We start from the raw sequence: 362 nt of genomic DNA, 5'->3' as shown, positions 1-362 counted from the left end.
TTCTTTTTGAGTGGGCAAGTCGCTAGCGCTGATGAGACAAATGTTTCAGAAACTTTGTCCCCTTCCGTAGTATCTGCTAGTCCAGATAGTTCAACTAGTACGTCGGAATCTTCAGTGTCAGAAACTTCTGAATCAAAACCTGCAGTAGTTGAAAAACCTGCTGAAGCTTCAGAAACTTCTGAGTCAAATTCTACACTTGTAGATAAAGCTGTTGTAACACCAGAAACAACTGAAAAGCCAAAAGCTGATAAAGAAGAATCAGCTAAGGTATCAAGTGAAGATACGGCAAAAACAACTGAAGGTAAAGCTGAAGTTGCTGAAAAAGATGGTAAGTCTACTGATAAAGCTGAAGTTGCTGAAAA

General features: G+C 39.2%; 1 pseudogene. It reads left to right on the top strand.

Features of this window, described 5'->3' with window-relative positions:
• Positions 1-362: pseudogene (locus tag ADM33_RS11425) on the top strand (hypothetical protein); the annotation flags it as partial.

The sequence above is a fragment of the Streptococcus oralis genome, from assembly GCF_001075875.1.
GTDB lineage: Bacteria > Bacillota > Bacilli > Lactobacillales > Streptococcaceae > Streptococcus > Streptococcus oralis_I.
The sequence above is the reverse complement of the archived record's forward strand: the minus strand, read 5'-3'. Positions and strand labels throughout refer to the sequence as shown.